The organism is Nocardia carnea, from assembly GCF_029868325.1.
Lineage (GTDB): Bacteria > Actinomycetota > Actinomycetes > Mycobacteriales > Mycobacteriaceae > Nocardia > Nocardia carnea_C.
Window position 1 is genome coordinate 1 of record NZ_JARWNW010000220.1, and the last position, 3556, is coordinate 3556.

2 protein-coding genes and 1 pseudogene are annotated in these 3556 nt (G+C 68.5%); 1 reads left to right on the forward strand and 2 read right to left on the reverse strand.

The window, feature by feature from the left end:
* Positions 1-133: 133 nt before the first annotated feature.
* Positions 134-874, reverse strand: a pseudogene (locus QH196_RS18405) (3-hydroxybutyrate dehydrogenase); the annotation flags it as partial.
* Positions 871-2253: an MFS transporter gene (locus tag QH196_RS18410; RefSeq protein WP_280417036.1), complete on the reverse strand. Its 1383-nt coding sequence runs from the start codon at positions 2251-2253 to the stop codon at positions 871-873. The pseudogene QH196_RS18405 and the gene QH196_RS18410, both read right to left, overlap by 4 nt.
* Positions 2254-2391: 138 nt before the next feature.
* Between QH196_RS18410 and QH196_RS18415 the strand changes: the two genes are divergently transcribed.
* A complete protein-coding gene (locus QH196_RS18415) occupies positions 2392-3306 on the forward strand; it encodes a LysR family transcriptional regulator (RefSeq protein WP_280417037.1) in 915 nt (304 codons plus the stop codon).
* The last annotated feature ends 250 nt before the right edge of the window (positions 3307-3556 follow it).

Here is a 3556-nt window from a genome sequence, read left to right on the forward strand (position 1 = left end):
CGACGACGGTGTTCCAGTGGCCGCGGCCGGCGGGGAATTGCACGGTGAGGTCGCGTACTCGCAGCAGGGTGCCGGTGGCCGCGCCGGGGGCGGTGTCCGGCTGGTGGAGTCCGTTAGTTGCTACTGCCATTGCGGCTCCCCACCCGCCGTCCATCGTGTAGGCCGCGCCGGTGACCATGCCCGCCTCCGGGGAGGACAGCCAGCTCACCAGTGCGGCGACCTCGTCCGGTTCCACGAGGCGTTTGATGGCGCTTTCGGTGAGCAGGATCTTGTCCAGCACCTCCTGTTCGGGGATTCCGTGGGCATCCGCCTGGTCCGCGATTTGTTTGTCCACCAACGGGGTTCGCACGTATCCGGGGTTCACGCAGTTACTCGTCACGCCGTGCGGGCCGCCCTCGAGAGCGGTCACTTTCGACAATCCCTCCAGCCCGTGCTTGGCCGTCACGTAGGCGGCCTTGTACGGCGAGGCACGCAGGCCGTGGACCGAGGAGATGTTGACGATGCGTCCCCAGCCCTGCCGGTACATATGCGGTAGGGCCGCGCGTACCAGCAGGAACGGCGCCTCGACCATCAGCGTGAGCAGATCCCGGAAGCGCTGGGGTGCGAAGTCCTGGATCGGGCTGATGTGCTGCACCCCGGCGTTGTTCACCAGGATATCGGCGTCGAGGGTCAGATCTTCGAGGGCGGTGACATCGAGCAGGTCCACCGTCCAGGCCGTGCCGCCGAGTTCCGCGGCCACTGCCTCGGCTCCGGCGGTATCGATATCGGCCACCGTGACCGTGGCGCCGCGCGCCGCGAGCGCCCGGGCGCAGGCCGCTCCGATACCGCTCGCGGCGCCGGTGACCAGGGCCGTGCGACCTGTCAGATCACTCATCGCACGGGCACTTCGGCCGGGGTCAGGCTTTCGGCGTCGGCGCGGTCGAGGCTCTCCAGAGTCAGCCCCTTCGTTTCCCGCGCGGCCAGTGCGGCGATCGCGCTGACTGCCGCCGCGCCGGCCAGGTACCAGGCGATCGGGACCGCGGAGCCGTAGGTGTCCAGCAGTCGGACGGCGATGATCGGCGCCAGCGAGCCCGCCACGATCGAGGTCACCTGATAGCCCAGGGATACACCGGAGTAGCGCATACGAGTCGGGAACATCTCGGCCATGAGCGCGGGCTGCCCGGCGTACATGAGGGCGTGGAAGACCAGGCCGATGACGATGGCGGAGACGATGACCAGGTTGTTACCGCTGTCCATCATCGGGAAGGCGAAGAAACCCCACGTACCGGCCGTCACCGCGCCGACCAGATAGACCGGTCGCCGGCCGAAACGGTCGGACAGATTGCCGACCAGCGGGATGACCACGAAATGCACCGCGTGCGCGGCCAGCAGCCACCACAGGATCACCGAGGTATCGGTTCCCACTTCCACCTTCAGATAGGTGATGGTGAACGTGACCACCAGGTAGTACATGATGTTCTCGCCGAACCGCAGGCCCATGGCGGTGAATACGCCGCGCGGGTACCGCCGCAGCACCTCGACGACACTGAGCGATCCCGCCTTGATCTCCTCGGCCTCCTGCTGCGCCGCGACGAAGATCGGCGCGTCGGTGATCTTGGTGCGGATGTAGTAGCCGATCAGCACGACCACCGCCGACAACCAGAACGCGACCCGCCAGCCCCAGCCGAGGAATGCCTCGTCGGACAGCGTCGTCGTGAGCACCAGCAGCACCACCGTGGCCAGCAGATTGCCCGCCGGTACACCCGCCTGCGGCCAGCTCGCCCAGAAACCGCGACTGCGGCTGGGACTGTGCTCGGCAACCAGCAGTACCGCGCCGCCCCATTCGCCGCCCACCGCGAAACCCTGGATGAATCGCAGAGCCACCAGCAGGGCGGGCGCCCAGTAGCCGATCTGCCCGAAGGTCGGCAGACAGCCCATCAGGAAGGTCGCGGCGCCGACCAGGACGAGACTGAACTGCAGTAGTTTCTTCCGGCCGTACTTGTCGCCGTAGTGTCCGAAGACCACACCGCCCAGCGGGCGCGCCACGAACCCGACGGCGTAGGTGACGAACGCGGCGAGGATGGCATCCAGATCGCTGGTGCCCTCGGCGAAGAAGATCTTGCTGAACACCAGTGTGGCGGCGGTGCCGTAGAGGAAGAACTCGTACCACTCCACGACGGTGCCCGCCATCGACGCAGCGACCACCCGCCGCAGGCCGCCGGTATCGGTGTCCTTCGCGTCGACCGCATCGGGTCCGGGGCTGTGCTCCCGCATGGCAGTTCTCCTTCGCGCCGGAGGCCGCACCGCATGCGGTGTGACGGCCCCCACAGTATTCGGCTGCACTGAGTATTGGTGCAGACGATTTGTGCCGCAATGACCATTTATGCAGCACCGTTGTGCAAAAGTGCAGATATGAGCGCGTCCGTTCCCGGCCGTCCCAGCGCGGACGATCTCCTCGTACTGCTCGCCGTCGGTCGTTCCGGTCGATTCGTGACCGCGGCGGACGAACTGGGTATCAACCACACCACCATCTCCCGGCGCATCGCGGCACTGGAGCAGACCCTGGGCGGCCGGGTGCTCACCCGCGTCACCGGTGGCTGGGAACTGACCGAACTCGGCCGCGAGGCACTGACCGCGGCCGAGACAGTGGAATCGGCGGTGAAATCGCTGGCCGCCGGCGCGGACGGGAACCGGGTGCTCGAAGGGGTGGTCCGGATGTCGGCGACCGACGGTTTCAGCGCCTATATCGCCGCGCCCGCCGCCGCCCGGGTGCGGCGGCACCATCCGGATATCGCGGTCGAAATCGTCGCAACCACCCGGCGGGCGTCCCGGCAGCGTTCCGGGCTCGACCTCGAAATCGTCGTCGGCGAACCGCAGGTGCGCCGTGCGACCGCCACCCACCTCGCCGACTACCGGCTGGGCCTCTACGGTTCCCGCGAATACCTGCGCGAGCACCCGGCGCCCGCGACGATCGACGATCTGGCCCGGCACCCACTGGTGTACTTCATCGATTCCATGCTGCAGGTCGACGACCTGGACCTGGCCTCCGGCTTCGTTCCCGCCATGCGTGAATCCGTCACCTCCACCAACGTTTTCGTGCACGTCGAGGCGACGCGCGCCGCGGCCGGCCTGGGCCTGCTGCCCTGTTTCATGGCCGACCGCCACCCGGATCTGGTGCGCGTCCTACCGGATTCGGTGGCAGTAACCCTCGGCTACTGGCTGGTCGCCCGGGCCGAGACCCTGCGTCGCCCGGAAGTCGCCGCGGTGGTGGCCGCGATCCAGTCGATGATCGACGATCACCGTGACATCCTCGCGGGCCGGGGATGAGCGCCGCCGGAATCAATCCACGCGACTCGGACGCGGGGGTGCCTCGTCCCACCCCCCCGCCCCCCCCCGCCGGCGCGGGGCGCGCCGGGGCCCCCCCCCCCCCCCCCCCCCCGCGGGAGGGTGTCAGGCGGTGGCCGCCAGGGATCGGTCGTCGAAGGCCGGTTCCCGGAACGGCTCTATCGCGTGAGCCAGGATCTCGGCCACGTCGGCCACCGGCCGGACATCCAGTTCGGCCAGCACATCGGCGGGA

Bases quoted from the DNA above. Each gene is read 5' to 3' on its own strand.
- QH196_RS18415 (WP_280417037.1), top strand. From the start codon at position 2,392: ATGAGCGCGTCCGTTCCCGGCCGTCCCAGCGCGGACGATCTCCTCGTA.
- QH196_RS18410 (WP_280417036.1), bottom strand. From the start codon at position 2,253: ATGCGGGAGCACAGCCCCGGACCCGATGCGGTCGACGCGAAGGACACC.